Source organism: Bacillus sp. CZDM1, from assembly GCF_055502545.1.
On record NZ_JBUESO010000002.1, the window covers coordinates 616,422 to 631,334 of the forward strand.

The 14,913-nt window shown below is 36.7% G+C and carries 13 protein-coding genes; 2 read left to right on the plus strand and 11 right to left on the minus strand.

Annotated elements, in window-relative coordinates; all coding sequences use genetic code 11:
• Window positions 1-43: 43 nt before the first annotated feature.
• From ACY3XC_RS07425 to ACY3XC_RS07450, 6 genes are all read right to left on the minus strand, one after another.
• The gene (locus tag ACY3XC_RS07425; protein ID WP_464867990.1) at window positions 44-2,464 is read right to left on the minus strand and encodes a DEAD/DEAH box helicase family protein; all 2,421 of its coding nucleotides are present in this window, start codon (window positions 2,462-2,464) and stop codon (window positions 44-46) included.
• Window positions 2,457-2,783: a nucleoside triphosphate pyrophosphohydrolase gene (locus tag ACY3XC_RS07430; protein ID WP_464867991.1), complete on the minus strand. Its 327-nt coding sequence runs from the start codon at window positions 2,781-2,783 to the stop codon at window positions 2,457-2,459. The genes ACY3XC_RS07425 and ACY3XC_RS07430 overlap by 8 nt, the downstream gene beginning before the upstream one ends.
• 58 nt (window positions 2,784-2,841) lie before the next feature.
• Window positions 2,842-3,147: an Ada metal-binding domain-containing protein gene (locus ACY3XC_RS07435; protein WP_464867992.1), complete on the minus strand. Its 306-nt coding sequence runs from the start codon at window positions 3,145-3,147 to the stop codon at window positions 2,842-2,844.
• Window positions 3,148-3,736: 589 nt separating this feature from the next.
• Window positions 3,737-4,624 carry an Rpn family recombination-promoting nuclease/putative transposase gene (locus tag ACY3XC_RS07440; RefSeq protein ID WP_464867993.1) on the minus strand — a complete coding sequence of 296 codons (888 nt, stop codon included), beginning with the start codon at window positions 4,622-4,624 and terminating at the stop codon, window positions 3,737-3,739.
• Window positions 4,625-4,971: 347 nt separating this feature from the next.
• Entirely contained in the window at window positions 4,972-5,568 is a 597-nt protein-coding gene (locus ACY3XC_RS07445) for a hypothetical protein (protein ID WP_464867994.1), read from the minus strand.
• A gap of 49 nt (window positions 5,569-5,617) precedes the next feature.
• Window positions 5,618-5,821, minus strand: coding sequence for a hypothetical protein (locus ACY3XC_RS07450; RefSeq protein WP_464867995.1), 204 nt, complete (start codon window positions 5,819-5,821; stop codon window positions 5,618-5,620).
• A 294-nt stretch (window positions 5,822-6,115) separates the two neighbouring features.
• Here ACY3XC_RS07450 and ACY3XC_RS07455 point away from each other — a divergent pair, with 294 nt between their 5' ends.
• The gene (locus ACY3XC_RS07455) at window positions 6,116-6,496 is read left to right on the plus strand and encodes a hypothetical protein (RefSeq protein ID WP_464867996.1); all 381 of its coding nucleotides are present in this window, start codon (window positions 6,116-6,118) and stop codon (window positions 6,494-6,496) included.
• A 53-nt stretch (window positions 6,497-6,549) separates the two neighbouring features.
• On the opposite strand, the gene ACY3XC_RS07460 is transcribed toward ACY3XC_RS07455, so the two are convergent.
• The gene (locus ACY3XC_RS07460) at window positions 6,550-6,741 is read right to left on the minus strand and encodes a hypothetical protein (RefSeq protein WP_464867997.1); all 192 of its coding nucleotides are present in this window, start codon (window positions 6,739-6,741) and stop codon (window positions 6,550-6,552) included.
• Window positions 6,742-7,115: 374 nt separating this feature from the next.
• On the opposite strand from ACY3XC_RS07460, the gene ACY3XC_RS07465 reads away from it, so the two are divergent.
• Window positions 7,116-7,478, plus strand: a complete 363-nt coding sequence (locus tag ACY3XC_RS07465) for a DUF4145 domain-containing protein (RefSeq protein ID WP_464867998.1) — start codon at window positions 7,116-7,118, stop codon at window positions 7,476-7,478.
• A 15-nt stretch (window positions 7,479-7,493) separates the two neighbouring features.
• Here ACY3XC_RS07465 and ACY3XC_RS07470 read toward each other — a convergent pair whose 3' ends face one another.
• From ACY3XC_RS07470 to ACY3XC_RS07485, 4 genes are all read right to left on the minus strand, one after another.
• On the minus strand, window positions 7,494-7,847 hold the full coding sequence (locus tag ACY3XC_RS07470) for a hypothetical protein (RefSeq protein WP_464867999.1): 354 nt from the start codon (window positions 7,845-7,847) through the stop codon (window positions 7,494-7,496).
• A 212-nt stretch (window positions 7,848-8,059) separates the two neighbouring features.
• Window positions 8,060-8,485 (minus strand): tyrosine-type recombinase/integrase, encoded by a 426-nt coding sequence (locus ACY3XC_RS07475; protein ID WP_464868000.1) that lies wholly within the window; start codon window positions 8,483-8,485, stop codon window positions 8,060-8,062.
• A 21-nt stretch (window positions 8,486-8,506) separates the two neighbouring features.
• Window positions 8,507-8,773 (minus strand): tyrosine-type recombinase/integrase, encoded by a 267-nt coding sequence (locus ACY3XC_RS07480; RefSeq protein ID WP_464868001.1) that lies wholly within the window; start codon window positions 8,771-8,773, stop codon window positions 8,507-8,509.
• 842 nt (window positions 8,774-9,615) lie between these two features.
• Window positions 9,616-14,910, minus strand: coding sequence for a DEAD/DEAH box helicase (locus ACY3XC_RS07485; RefSeq protein ID WP_464868002.1), 5,295 nt, complete (start codon window positions 14,908-14,910; stop codon window positions 9,616-9,618).
• Window positions 14,911-14,913: the final 3 nt, after the last annotated feature.

A 14,913-nucleotide genomic window follows, 5' to 3' on the forward strand; every position in this document is an offset into this window, starting at 1 on the left:
ACCAAAATAATAGTAAAAATCATTCACTCGTGCTATTAACTTATTAGTGGTTGATTGCCTTCCGCTCAAAATGATAATGAAGTCGGTATTCACATATTTCCTTCGTCCAGTCATATAGGATTTCTTCATCTTCCGGAGCAACACCGAAGTTTAATCTAAACTCATCATTTCGATAAGAAATTAACCCTTTAGAGCTGCCACTCCATTTCGTCATAGGCATTTTAGCTATTAATTTACTGACACCATTTTCCTCATAGTCCCATAGTTCCCTGGCACCTTTATCTGAAAAATCAATCCTTTTTCTAAACTCTTTTTCCATTAAGTATTGGTGGAAAAAGCGAGCAGTTTCTTTTGGAGATATTGAGTCATGCCAATTGGATTTCCCCCGGGCAAGCATAGTGAGCAGCACAACCATCTTATAGCTTTTGGTCATGCTTGTTTTTTCTACTTCTACAAACCATTTTTCATAGCGGTTATAAACCAGAGCTTCCTGAGGAGATAATTCCTCCGCCCATTTCAAAAATCCAAAATAGGATTGAAATTCCTGTTTGTACTGCGTTGATTCTGAAGCACCCTTTAAGTGGATTTCCAGATAGGTCGGTCTCCTGCCTAAGTCTCGCTTAAGATCCAGATAATCACTCAATAATTTTTCTTTTCTTGGCTGTCTCTTTCGCATCATTTCTTTGAAAAGGTTAATGACGTTGATATCTAAATCTAATTCACAAAATTGTGGTAAGGTCGGTTGGATATTCCGTGTCTTCCCCTCACTTGGATTCGTATCAAATAAGCTGAGTTTAATATCTGCATTGCGGTAGTTTCCGATTAAGTCTACAATGACACATGCTTCTTTACCAGGATGTAAACGAAGTCCCCTGCCAATTTGCTGGGTAAAAACGGTTAATGATTCTGTTGGCCGAACAAACAGTAAGGTATCAACCGCAGGAATATCGACACCCTCATTAAACAGATTAACCGTAAAAATCGCATCGATTTCACCGTTATGGAGCTTGGAAATCGCCTTACTTCTGCTTATATCAACCTGTTGTGAATGCAGACTTACAGTATTAAAGCCATGATGATTAAAGTAGTTAGATAAGAAATTGGCTTGTCGAATCGAAGAGCAAAAGGCTAATGTTCGCGTTTGCTTATTATCCTCCCAAGCACGCAGGATTTTAAGTGCCAAGTCCTCTCTTAATTGAGCTTGCAATAACTCCTCTTCATCATAACGATTACCTAGCCAGGTGATTTGGCTATAATCCGTGTCATCGTAAACTCCAAAGTATTTAAAAGGGGCAAGCCACTTCCGTTCTATGGCCTCTAAGAAATCAAGTCTAAATGCCACGTTTCCATCACAAATTGCATAAACATCTTTGTTGTCGTTCCGGTCTGGAGTAGCCGTAATACCCAATAAAAACTTCGGTTTAAAGTAATCTAATGCCCTTTTATAGGAATCTGCAGCAGCATGATGAAACTCATCAATGATAATGAGGTCAAATTCATCACGCTCAAACTGCTCTAAATGAGTTTTCATACTTAACGTATAAATAGAAGCAAAGATGGTATCCGCATTACTTTCTTTCGTTTTCCCGTTATAAATGCCATATTGTTTATCTGGCATGATTTTTTTAAATGAATTTTTTGCTTGATAGAGAATCTCTTCACGATGGGCAATGAAGAGTATCTTTTTGAAATTCTTTGAAAAAAACCCAGCCAAATAGGTTTTTCCTAAACCTGTAGCCATCACAACGAGTGCCTTGTTATACTCTTCCTCTAAGGTTTTATTTAACTCCTCCAGCGCTCCAATTTGAGCAAATCTAGGTTGAATGTCTCCATAGTTTGCAGAAGGTTCAAAAATAACTCCTGGCTGTTCAGGAGTTTCTTTATTCGAAGGCAACATAAGCTCTAATTCTTCAAGCTCACTCCATTTTTTTGATAGCTTGGGATGTTTCCGTCCAAACTCTTCAAAACTGGCTTTGTAATCTTCTAAGGTTGTTTTATTTAATGGGACAGTCTGACCAGCATAAAAAATCTTCAGAAATTCATTTTGTGCTTCTTCAAACACTTTTTTCTCATCACTTACTAATAGATTCCATTCCACACCCTGATTCATCGCTGACCTCGAAAGATTGGAAGAACCTACGTATAAGTAATCCTTTCCATCGGCTTGAAAAATATATGCCTTGGGATGAAAGGAAACACCATTACTCTTCCATATTCGTACTTCAATCCGGTCATCAATGCCCAGAAGTATTTCCAGTGCCTCAGGCTGTGTTATATGTAAATAGTCCCCAGTACAAATTTTAATCTCTGCTCCATTTGCAGCTGCCTTCTTTAAGGCAGTTTTTAAAAATTCAACTCCTGATTTCATGACAAATGATGTTAAAATACAAATGGTCGAAGCGGTCTCTAGCTTTTTAATTATATGACTGCCATATTCCCGAATAATCAGCTGTACGTTACTCATCTTCAACCTCGATGAGGAAAATCTTCTCCTTAAATCCCCCGCGTTTTTCTGCCTTCTTTCTTCGAACATCTTCGACCTCTTCGAAAGAAGCTCCATGGCATTTGGCTAATGCATGAATAATTTCCAGCAGATCAGCTAACTCCTCAATGGCATTCTCATCATTATCGGCATTCACGTACTCCTGCAGCTCTTCAAAACTCTTATTTTTCAGTTCTTTTATGTATTCTTCATCGTTTAGGATTCTTGTGGAAAATTGTTTTCCAGTACTTTCGATTACTTGTGGTATGCGGTCGCGGACCAATTTGTTATAAATAGGCATATCAGGTTCCTCCAAAAAGTAGTTAACTAAATTATATCGATATCAAGTACAGTTGGTATTATTTCATTACTTGTTGACTCTTCCAAATGGCATACTTTTCAGGCAGGCACGATGCACATGGTCTGAATCCTGCTGCAATCGCTGTTTGTCCATCAGCAAAAAAGACCCGATCTTTTACATATCCGCCCTTATTTAATGCTCGAATTGCCGCAGGACAGTCCATTCGTCCGTAAACTTTTGTTTTGCGATGCCCACCATATTTTCCTGGAGTGGCACTTACATAGGGTCGCTTATCCGCACCGATAAGTGTAAATGTTTTTTGAGTTTCCTCAGTTTCTGAAATATTATTTACCTTAATCCCCATCCATTTTGCTCCTACTTTTTTATTTTATATTCATTATACTATATTCCATTTACTGGTTTAGAGTAGTTTTTGAAGAATTCTCTGCAAATCAAAAAAGCCCTGTATCAACTAATTTGTTGTTACCGGACACTTTACTAATTTATTTTGGAGATTTACTCACTAGAATCATATGATGCAGGGAACCAATAGACACCACGTGCTTTAAAGGTATTAAAAGATAAGGTTCCTGCAGAATTACAGGCCTTGTGTGTCAGTTTACTAGGAGCTGATTCAAAATCTTTTAAAGATCTTGGAAGTGTTGTTCAAGTTATTTCTAATAAAAGAGATTCATGGAACCCTGATATCACGACATTAAGAATCAATAACCTCACAGCAGATATAAAAACGAGGAAAGAAAGAGATCCATCCCTTAAGCATCAACTTCGTAAATTTGAGAAAAAGGAACCTATGAGTATAATTTCTTGCTGGAATTTATAAAGGGACAGCAGGTTGTCTCTCATTTTCCTATAATTGATACTACAAAAGCCCCGTATAATTTTTATCCACGAAGCTTTCCACCTTCTAATGAGTGTATTATCATCTCTACTGGTTATAGAGTACCTCTTAAAACTTCAATCTCATCACGACTAAGCTTTGTAACCTTTGCAATGAGCTCAACAGATAACCCTTCTCTTAGCATTTCAACTGCAGTTTGTCTTTTCTCTTTTTGAATCCCCTCTGCTATCCCTTTTTCTCGCCATGAATTTGGCAGTTTAAAAATTTGTTTGGATTCTTGTTTATCTAATTGTCTAATCTCTTCCATAAGTTCTTCCTCCTCACTATAATTTAAGGTAAGATATGTTTCGAAAAATCCATTAATGAGTTCTGCTTTTGCTGGGTTCAGTTCCATTTTTACTAACATTCGCAAAAATTCCTTTTTCACTTGAACTTTTTCTTTTTCCGTGTATCCCATCTTACTAAGTAGTGCTGTAGCCACTGGATTATTTGAATGATTAAAAGAGCGCCAATTCATTTTCTTTAATTCAAGCATCAAAAATTGAAATGTCAATACATGAAAAAACGGGAAAGTAACAATAAATTGATTTTGTTCATTTCGTTTTTGGTTATAGGAAAAGATAACGATAGGCAATATTGGCTTCCTGTATCTATTATAAAGCAGGCTGAAATAATGATACATTCTTTCATGAAAATTTGGCTGTCCATAGCTTTGTGGTTCCACATGTATAATAATAAGTGTTTCTTGATTCTTCAGTTTTGTTTCAAGGATTATGTCTGCTCTCCGGCTCTCGCCTTCAATTAAATCGGTAAACATTTCTTCTGAAAGAGGTTTCAGCAATGAAAAATCAATATTTCTGTGAATCTCTGGAAAAAAGGCTTCCAAAAACTCAGAGAAAAAGGTGTGGAGAAGCTGCTTAAATAATTGATCATGGTGGATATACTGGTTGGAGTCTTCATGGACTAGGATCTCTAGTTCCATTTTAACACTTCCTTTTGAGGAGATTAGAAGAAAAACTGGGGAGTTGTATTCTACTTATATTATAACTATATAGCAAAATAAGAACAAGTGTTTCTAAATGATTTTTAAAATGAGAAGGAAAACAGGAATAGCCTTTTCATTGATGATTACTTTCATCCTATTTGAGACCAGTGGATTTTCTTATCTACTGTCCAAATTGACTAAGAGATAATAAGTTTCTAATTATAATTTCTTTTAACTTTTCTTTATAAATTTTCCATACTTAAAGCACCAACCAATTGGATGGTGCTTTCTGCTTTAGAATACAGTACTAATAATCAGCCTTCGAAACTTGAAAATAAATTCATTTAAAACAAACTAAACTCCACTTCATCAAATGTCCTGCCCCCATGCTGAAGCACTTCTTTAATAATCTCCCCCTGCTTTTGCTGGCTAAGTTCAAGTTTCCAGTACACAGGGAAACGTCGGCTGACATCCAGCTTGATTAATTCTGGAGGTGCGAGGACAATCCACTGGAAGCGCAAAATATCAGCAATAGAAAATATAGGATCCAATATATGTGCTGACACCGCTTGGCCAAATGGATTATCAGTGATTAATACTGACCAGTTATTGCTGTGTTCCTGGCGTTTGAAGGTCATAATCATCATCATAATCATCGTTCTTACTGCTAACAGCTGACCGCCGCTGCCCTTTGCTTCCATCTTGGAACCCTTGTTTAAAGTTTCCCAGTCGGTATATTGGTGCTTTCTTGGTTTCTCATATAAAAAGGCATTGGTCGTCTGCGGCTTATAAATAGCTAGTTTCGGGTAACGATTCCGCAATGAAACAAGAACTAGCTGACTGTCATCAATATACTTTTTCAATTGGTTGTCCGTTAAATTCTCAATAGATTCTTCACTTTCCAGCAGCTTCCCAATCGTTTGGGTAAAATCTTCACGCAAAAGCCGACGGTACTCTTCGTCATCTCCTGTTTCAATTTCTTTTAATCGTTCAATCGCCTTCCTTATTCTTTATTTTCATCCGATTGACCATTTGCTTTAAAGATTGAAAAATTCTAATGACTCGGATAACAGCACGGTCAACCCAAATCTCCTGAGCATTTTCGGCTTTTTGTTTGTCATCCTTTAACTTCAGCAGTTCGTGTTGAATATGCTCGATCACACTTGAAATAACACTTTGATATACTCGTAACATATTATGCGCATGCGCAACATTTACGGATCCGTGCCTCTGCTACATTTATGACGCAATATAACGTTATATGATGATGTTACATTCGTAATATATTTCGCAGGATCATGCCATATCAGATCAATTCACGTTAATAACTGGATAATATTATAAATATTCAACAGTAACGATACATGATTTGAAGAATTATATTTTGTAAAAAACATGCAGGAAATTGAAAAATCCCGTCGAATCATACCAATATAATCCATTCGCTTCAAAATTCGAAGCGATTGCGTATAAGGAGGCAAAATAGTTATGGCTTTAATTGAAAATATTAAATCGATTGGTGAAGTGCTTCAAAAAGCGGATAACATTGAACTTTACAGACAAATATTAGATTTAAAGTACGAAGCATTAGATTTTTTGGAAAAATATAACCTTTTAAAAGAAGAAAACAAAGATCTAAAAGAAAAGTTAGAAACTAATGGAAATTTAACTTTCAAAAATAATGAATACTGGTTAAAGTTAGAAGATCAAAACACGGATGGACCTTTTTGTTCAAAATGCTGGGACGCAAACAAGAAGCTAATCAGACTGCATGACTTAAAAAGCGGATTTAATACATGTCCTGAATGTAACACTACGACAGACAATGACGCTTATAATCCAGCTGATCAGTATTATTTCGGAGATTAACAGAAAGCCGAACGCCAGACGCGAATGTCTGGCTTTCATTTTATAAACTTGATCTACTTGCGCAGATTTTCTGGATCGATCAGCACTGGTTCGACAACTGGCGCTTCGTTCTGACGGAGTGCTTTCATAAAGAAGCGATTGAATTCGCGGATGACCTCGTCTGGCGCGCGCTTCAGTCGCCAGTTGCCAGGTTCTGCGACAAAATACGGACTGTCGGCAAATTTGGGACGATTTATGCTCCTCATACTCAAACCTCCAATGTTTTATTATATAATAATGACAAAAAGGGGATTTTTATGTCAAAACACATTCAACCTACATTAACAAATAGATCCTATACATGCCCTTGCTGTGGATCACTTTGTCCACAAGATCATTTCAGTGTACTTATGAAAATACTAATGATGTAGTATCAATTTATCCTCAAAAATTCAAAAAACTAACTAACACTAGATTGACTAAACAGCACTGGGATCTTGTAATTAGTGTTTGCAGTGAATGTTGCCAGTACACCATCTGGGAAAACCAGAAAATTGTTTTTCCAATACAAACAGATCTTCCAGAACCTTTAGAAGATATGCCCGAAGAAGTTAAACTGATTTACACGGAAGCTGCTCTTGTGTTTAAACATTCGCCGCGTGCAGCTGCCGCACTCTTGCGCCTGGCTATCGAAACACTAATCCCTTTGCTCGATGGATACGACATTCAAAAACGGAAGCTGAACACCATGATATCGGATCTTGTGAAAGCAGGAATCCCAGATCATATTGCACAAGGACTAGACATCGTCCGTGTATATGGGAATGATGGAATTCATTCTGCCACAGAAATTAATGTGAACGATAATCAGGACGATGTAATGTTTTTATTCGAATTAATAAATATTATGATCGATGAACTTATCACACGCAAAATGAAGATCGCAAGCCTGTTCAACAAATTGCCACAGAATAAACTTGAAGGGATTGCGAATCGTAAATAGTTAGTGAGCATTTATTCATCCAGCCAATTGTAAAATAACGGATTGACGGCGCCAGCTGCTACAGCTGCTTTGCGTTGGATCCAGCTTGTAGTATTGCGCCAGGCTGTGAACAGATACGCGTTCAGATCCTTGACCTTGCCCTGATTGAACATCAGAACGGCATATCTGAATGCGTCGACGTATTCTTTCGCCGTCTTCGACTAGGATCCCAGATCCGCCTGCTTTTGCTTTGCTGCGCCATAAGATCCCGATCTTCTCGTAAAGTTCCGCAGCGTTGAAATATGGACGCATGGCTGCGAACAGATCCGCAGCAGTTGCGTCCATTTCTGTGACGCTTTCGAATGATTGATATTCGTATAATGATTTCATTTTCTCCGCCTCCGAATGAACTCAATACAACAACAGAACGTTTGTTCCACCTAATGGACAGACGGACAGAATTTACGATGTACAGCTTTTTTTGCTATAATCGTTTTGTGGGATCCTGCCGCGCATGCCCTGTCGATGTGCTTGCGCCTGTGATCTTTGGACGCCTGGCTGTTGGAGCAGCAAGACGTCCTTTTTAATTATTAATTCGCATTTTAAAATAGTCGTTCTAGCGAACTGAATTTCTGATGATTCTTCTGAACATCTGTTGAAAACATGTTCACGTAATTGCGCACGATATCCATGCTTGTATGTCCAAGTACCGCCCGCATACTAAATATATTTGCACCGTTCGCCACTGACATACGTGCAAATGTGTGGCGCAAAGTATGTGGGCTGCAACGAACGTTCTTGATTCCTGCTTTGCGCCCATACTTCGCAATTACGTTCGGAATTTGACGACTAGATATCTGCGTGTTGTCGATCATCACAAATAGAATATTAGTGTCCAGATCTCCACGTAGTGCGATGAACTTGCGCAGCTGCTGTCGCAGAGCTGATTGGATCGGAACAGTTCGTTGCTTATAGCCCTTTCCTTCCGTAATCAAAATATATCCGTCATCCAGTTGGACGTGTTCCACGAATATTCCACATAGTTCCTTCTAGCGGATCCCCGTTTCTAAAAGCAGCAGCAGGATCGTATAGTCGCGGAAACCAGTAAAAGAAGATAGCTCAGGTTGTCTCAATAGCGCCTTCACTTGTTCAGCTGTAAATGTTTCGATCACATTCCGTTTTTGTCGGATCAATTTAATATCATTCATGGGATTGTTGACGATAATTAATTCTTTATCTAAATAATTAAAGAATGCGCGCTCGGCTCTCAGTCTAGCGTTTATCGTTGTTTCTTCGCTCCCAAGCGACTCCATCATGTACAAGATCACATCTTCACGGATCATTTTGCGCGTGATCTTAGATGGATTCGTCGTTTGATTTTGTGCTTCAAGCATCTTTGCCATCGCTTTCAGTTCGTTCTTTAATAGCGGATCGTATGTTCCGACAGATTACAGATCTTGCATTCTCGCAAGAAAAGAGGAAGCGCCTGTTTGAAGTCTGTGACGTCGTTGACCGACGCTTGATTCTGATTCCATTGCGCATTCGGTAACTGATTTTTTCGTCTTGTCATCAGCTGATCATTATCCCTTCACTTGTTTATCAATTACTTATTGTGGAAGGTTTTTTTTGTGCGCAAAAATAGTCCGCGCAAGTATAAGTGAGAAACAAAGATTAGATCAGCGGCTGGATTGTTGTCGTTGAAGGATATGTTTGAAGAATACATGTTATTGAAAAAGGGGAAGGGCTGGCACGCCGAACCATCGATGAATACTACATAAACTTTCAGCACTTGATGGATTACATCGTGCGGGAATTTCTTGCAGACGAAATCACGACAGAATTTATTCGTCGGCTGGATCACGTACATGATCGAAGAAATAGATTATTCGCCTGCTACGATAAACATCCGCGTCAGAACAAACAGATCCTTCTTGCGGTACGCATACGATGAAAAGGACTGGATCAGCGACCCGGTCGCACTGGCCTAATTGTAAAAAAACTCCAAATGAATAGAGCCACCTTTATAGTTATTTTTAAAAATAACATTTTCATTACCATCATCGTAACAATAATAAAAAGTAGCAATATAGGCAATGACCCTATTGCTACTTTTTGGAATTATATCATTTGCTTTTCTAATGCTTAGATCGTTCATATATTACAAAAGTTCATATACATTTGGTAAATCAAATTTAATTTCGTATGGAGAATAGTAAAATATATTATTTGCAGAAATCTTTTTCTCAATGTTATTTTTTAAACCAACCATTTTTCCATCATTAAGCTTGATGAAGAAATTTCCATTCATTTCAACCATCTTTGCATATTCTACTCCATGATGTAAGTCGTACGCTGCTTTTATTGGTTTAAGATATTGCATTTGTTCTTCAAGAGTATACCTAATAAGTTTTCCTTCCGTTAGGTATGTTAAAAGTTCGAATCCAAGAGGGCGATTTAATTGTTCATGCTTCATTTGATTCTGATAATTTCTCATACATTTATAACATGATGACTCGCAATTATTTGTACAATGTTTAAGTACGTCAAACATCTCTTCTATAATTTCTTTTATTCGCTTCCCAGCTACATAGGAATAACCTGCCCCACCAGATAATGTATCGAATAGGTATAAATCAACATAGCTATCACCTTGTTCATTTTGGGCAATTCTATACCCTGCAGTTATTTCTTGAGCATCAATATCTAATACACGACTTGCGGCTAACACAAGACCTTCTCCCAAAGTTAGTAAAGCATCATGTAACCACCGTTTTCTAACATCTAAGTCAATATTATGATCAAAGTTGAGGCGTATTAAAAATAAATCTGATGTGAATTTATTACCAAGATAAATTTGATGTAAATTTCCAGAACATTTCTTTTCAATCATTCCTTGGCGTTGAAATGGTTTATCATGCCCTCTAAATAAATCATCATTTTCTGTAATAGGTTTAATAAATCCACAGTCTTCACACATTAAGAATCCACTTTCGCCATCAATTCCCCTGTTCATCACAATAAGGTTTTCATTTTCTCTATACTCATATTCAATAAAACCAAGGTCATTTAAGGGTTCAAATTTAAACTCTACATTAACATCAGGTATTGGCAATTGAGGCGTACTTGCAAAGCTGTATTCCTGTGTTAAATCCCCTTTTCGTACTTCTCTACCCTTTTCTGGAGAAAACCCAGTTGGACGAATAAAAGGCATTTTCTTTAGATTCTCTTTACAATTCGGACATTTTTCAGGTACATTACTTGATAGGTTTGTATAGTTACATCTCACACATATAGCTACTTGTTTTTCATGTAAATTTATATCTTGGGCTGGGGCATCTGGATTTTTAGAAAATGGATTATAAATACCACCTATCCGATATGTCTTCTTATTAACTACAATCTGTCTTCCAGGTGCATATTCACCTAATGCACGATTTAATTCTAATTGAGGTCTCTGCTCAATAATCACTTTATTTTTCTTGTCACGTCCTTGGATATAGAGACTTGTTAAATCTTTAGGGAACGCATACGTTGGCAAGAAACCATGATTGAATAAAAAGTTTAATAGTAATTCATCTGGGTGTTGCTCTGTAAATTGGTCTTCCTCTTCTATTAATCTTTCATACGCAATTAGTTCTTTCTCAATTTCACAGAAAGCATCATAAAGATCCTGTGGTATATTATCTGCAGCTTCTTTAATAAGTTTCCATTTTTCATTCTCAGATTCTATTGCTTCTTCTGGTATAATAGTAAAAATTTCAGGATACTTTTTAAACTGTGTTTTTATTTGTTTAATTAACCATTCTTCAAAGCTATCGAGATTAAAAGGTGAAGGACCTTTAAAGAAATCATTTGTAGTGCCTAATGATTCTGAAATGTTACTTGTTGCAAGTTCACTATTATTTGCATGATTATGGAAATAAGTTTGAATTAGTAGCGCATTTAAGTGACGCTTAATAATTTTTTTATTATTGATATAAATTAACGCTTCCCTTGTATCCCCGCTAATAATTCGCTTAGGATTATTGAAATAGTAATGGTCATGGGGACCGTCCTGAGCATAAGTAATAACTGTTGATAATGACGAACCACGACGACCTGCACGACCTGCCCTTTGTTGATAATTCTCTCGCTGTGGAGGTATATTACGCATTCCTACAGCCGTTAAAGAGCCGATATCAATACCTACTTCCATCGTTGTTGTACAGCTTAAAATATCCACAATACCTAAACTTTCATCTAGAACGATATCTTGGAATGCCATCTCATATTGTTCTGTTGTAGCTAGTGCAATACTTGGATCTTTTTGAGATAGCTGCGCAGTATGCTCTTCGACTGTAACATTTGTAATTTTTTTATTGATTAAAACTTCTGTTATAGGTGTTCGCCAATAGCCTTTTTCAGCTTTTAACCTATCACTTTCTGGTGGTAGTTCTTCAATCGTTTCCGCATTACAACTTGGACAACTATTGTTTGGTACAACAGCATGAATTTGTTTGCATGAAGTACACTTATACCAAGTATATTCAATACCATCTGAAATTTTTATCTTGTCTAAATCTAAATAATATTTATCTAATTGACTTCTACAGAGTTGATCAAATAAATGTTGAATTAGTGCCTCTGTATGATCTTCACCTACATATCCAACAATAATTGATTTAAGTTGTTTTGAAATAGTATGACTTGTTTTTCCCCATTCTGAATCATCGCGATAAACACCGAGGAGTTCGCGTCTATCATAAACATCCATACTAATATCAATTGCTATATTATCAAGTAATTCTTTAATAAATAGAATAGCTACTTTCTCTAAGTCTTCTTTTGCAATCCATTCTTGAACTTGATCATCACGATATAAACGTCTCATATTGGCAGGTTTTACAAATCCTGTAGTCGTGTCATAGATTGAATAGCCAGGGGAAGCAATAATTTCTAACATGCGCAATTTAAATTCTTCTCGAATAGACAAAGAAATTTCATCAAATTCTACATTAAACAGTTTCTTCTCATAAAAATCTTTTACGTAGCTATTAACATCTTTCATTAAGTCTTTTCTTTGTAGTTGTGAAAAAAGAAGTAAACCATTTTCATGAATATAGTGTAGGACCGTAGGATATAATTCACGACCGATAGTTGCGCGTATACCTTGTTTTTCAAGTTCATAGGCTGCCTTTAAAATCAGTTGACGAATTGCATCCTTTTCTACTTCGTTTGGAATATCACGTGCTAACCGTGCTGCTTTTTGACGTCCATCCGAAAAGATAAGAACTTTACGACCTTCGTTTATATTTTTTAATTTCCCTTCTACTGGCGGCTGTATATTAAATTGTTCACGTATTAAATTAGCAAAAGGCTGTTCCCCTTTGATACGTAAATCTCTGATATTAAACTTTGCACTTTTTAAGCAGCAAGGGCATTTTTCAAAAGAATGTGCATCCGAGTAATATTTTTTATGTTTTCGTTTAGTGGCTTTTTCAACAGATTCATATACTTGAATATACCCTTCCATAGATGTTGGTGGTTCATTTTCAATATAACCTGTCTCTATATGTAACCATAAAGGAGCAATTCTATTTTTTTCTAAAGCTTCTGAATGCGGATTTTCTAATAACAAATGAATTTCTTTTAACTTCTCTCCAACAATACCATGTCCACTTTCATTCCAAAGATAGGTTGGGTATTGTGAACTTTCTTGTTTGAATCCTTTTATAAAGGCAGACCCACAATATCGATGTGTTACTACTTCATAAACACGCGATCCACAATCACAAGTCAATCTATAATCGTCAAAAATTTTACCTGCAAGCCCCTTATCCTTATCACTGCAACAGGTACACATTGAATTTAGACATGTATATATGCCTGATAAGCCTCGGAAAAATATATGTACACGAGCAGGAAGTAATACACGACCATCTTTATTCGCTGCATTTGCTAATAATAGAAGATTACTAATTGCTATCTCTCCCATATCCAGTACATTATCTGGACAAACAATTGCTACCATTTCATTTAACGAGGTTGCTTGTCCACTAATTTGGGCAATTACCTTCTCTAATGGTCCGAATCCATCTAATTGTTCATATAAATATTTAGCAAAATCTTTTTGTTCAGTCGGTGGTGATGCCCACTTCATGGCTTCAAAAAATATCTCCATTTCCTGTATACTTTCTTTATAATTCGTTTTATATTTTATAAACGAATTACTATTCATACTAGCCAAGGTTTGTATTTCTTTATATGTAGCAATTCGAGCCGGAGGACGTTTTTCTTTTGTTCCTTTGATAAGCTTGAAAAGCCGCTTTTTAGGCTTTCCGGTTAATTGCTCAGCAAATATTATAGGCCCTTCATTATCGCCTTCTTTACCTAAACTAGCAGATGTTAGTATACATTTCATTCTATCGCGTTCAATACCTAATCTTGATTGAAGACGGCGAATCAGTAAAGCTACTTCGGCACCACCTGTACCACGATACATATGTGCTTCATCTAAAATTAATATAAATTGATTCTCATCACTTTCAGCTAGCCATTCTTTCGTCCTCTCCCAAATCGAACGTTCAATTGGACGCATTAACATGTATTCCAACATAGAATAGTTTGTAACCAAGATATCTGGAGGTGTATCTTGCATTTCGTGACGTGTAAATAATTCTGCATCTGAAGGCAGTCCATGATAACGATCTCGATTATTTTTTTTAGAGTTTTTAAATGCTTGTAAATCTTTTGCTGGCCATTTGCCTCGTTCCTTCATTTGCTCTGCTTTATCAGGCATTCCTTCTTCTAATTTTGTATAGTAATTTAGTATGTCGTTTAGCTGATAACGATCTTTAGAAGTGGATTGTGAACCGGCGTATGGTGTTCTAGACGTATACATTCCAAATTGAACATTTCGATCAGCAGCAACATTAAAAATTTGCTTTACACGTTCATCACCAAATAACCGTCGTAATCGTGTCATTTGATCACTAACTAATGCGTTCATTGGGTAAAGAATTAATGCTCTAACCGCACGTTTTTGGAAATGTTGCGTTCTCTCACTAGCTTCCTCATAAAGTGTATTTAAAACTGGATGTAAGAAGGATTCCGTTTTCCCGGAACCTGTCCCTGTTGAAACAATAATATCATTATGGTGTTTTAAAAAAGCCTCCATTGCCATTTGCTGATGCAGGTATGGTCGTGGAAAAACACCAACAGATGGTTTTAAGGAAGCTAGTTCTGTCATTAATTTTTGAGCGGATACTGGAATATCCATATCCTTGTAAAAATCCCCTGGTTCATAAACAGGTGTTGCTTCAATAAAAGGCTCAGTAGAAAGAATGCCTGATTTATAAAGTAATTCTGTTCTTTTTCTCTGGAGTGACGGTTCACTGATTGGATATTGGGTTTCAATATATTCAGCTAATTTTCTATGTAAGCGTTCTGTTACATGGCTAATTGTATATTCCATACT

Coding starts and splice junctions, on each gene's coding strand:
- ACY3XC_RS07425 (WP_464867990.1), bottom strand. CDS start 2,464: ATGAGTAACGTACAGCTGATTATTCGGGAATATGGCAGTCATATAATT.
- ACY3XC_RS07430 (WP_464867991.1), bottom strand. CDS start 2,783: ATGCCTATTTATAACAAATTGGTCCGCGACCGCATACCACAAGTAATC.
- ACY3XC_RS07435 (WP_464867992.1), bottom strand. CDS start 3,147: ATGGGGATTAAGGTAAATAATATTTCAGAAACTGAGGAAACTCAAAAA.
- ACY3XC_RS07440 (WP_464867993.1), bottom strand. CDS start 4,624: ATGGAACTAGAGATCCTAGTCCATGAAGACTCCAACCAGTATATCCAC.
- ACY3XC_RS07450 (WP_464867995.1), bottom strand. CDS start 5,821: ATGTTACGAGTATATCAAAGTGTTATTTCAAGTGTGATCGAGCATATT.
- ACY3XC_RS07455 (WP_464867996.1), top strand. CDS start 6,116: ATGGCTTTAATTGAAAATATTAAATCGATTGGTGAAGTGCTTCAAAAA.
- ACY3XC_RS07460 (WP_464867997.1), bottom strand. CDS start 6,741: ATGAGGAGCATAAATCGTCCCAAATTTGCCGACAGTCCGTATTTTGTC.
- ACY3XC_RS07470 (WP_464867999.1), bottom strand. CDS start 7,847: ATGAAATCATTATACGAATATCAATCATTCGAAAGCGTCACAGAAATG.
- ACY3XC_RS07480 (WP_464868001.1), bottom strand. CDS start 8,773: ATGATGGAGTCGCTTGGGAGCGAAGAAACAACGATAAACGCTAGACTG.
- ACY3XC_RS07485 (WP_464868002.1), bottom strand. CDS start 14,910: ATGGAATATACAATTAGCCATGTAACAGAACGCTTACATAGAAAATTA.